The 475-nt window shown below is 65.6% G+C and carries 1 protein-coding gene; it reads left to right on the top strand.

Features of this window, described 5'->3' with window-relative positions:
* The coding region (locus AC1DMS_RS31775; protein WP_478182154.1) for an NAD(P)/FAD-dependent oxidoreductase at positions 1–475 on the top strand (475 nt) is incomplete at both ends.

Raw genomic sequence — 475 nt, 5'->3', positions numbered from 1 at the left:
AACACCGAACTGGCCGAGCGGATGCGCCTGCACTGCCACCGCGGCATCGTCGTCACCGACACCATGCAGACCGTGACCGATGCGCGCATCTACTCGGTGGGCGAATGCGCGGCCCACCGCGGCATCGCCTACGGCCTGGTCGCCCCGCTGTTCGAGCAGGCCAAGGTCGCGGCCAACCACCTGGCCCAGTTCGGCATCGGGCGCTACCTGGGGTCGCTGACCTCCACCAAGCTCAAGGTGACGGGCATCGACCTGTTCTCGGCCGGCGAGTTCATGGGCGGCGAAGGCACGGAAGAGATCGTCATGAGCGACCCCTTCGGCGGGGTCTACAAGAAACTMGTCATCAAGGACGACAAGCTGGTGGGCGCCTGCCTGTACGGCGACACGGTGGACGGCAGCTGGTACTTCAAGCTCCTGCGCGACGGACGCAGCGTGCACGACATCCGCGACAAGCTGATGTTCGGCGAATCCAACA

It is taken from the genome of Variovorax sp. 05T418 (assembly GCF_056396385.1).
Note: the sequence above shows the minus strand (reverse complement) of the source record. Positions and strands in the feature narration are given on the sequence as shown.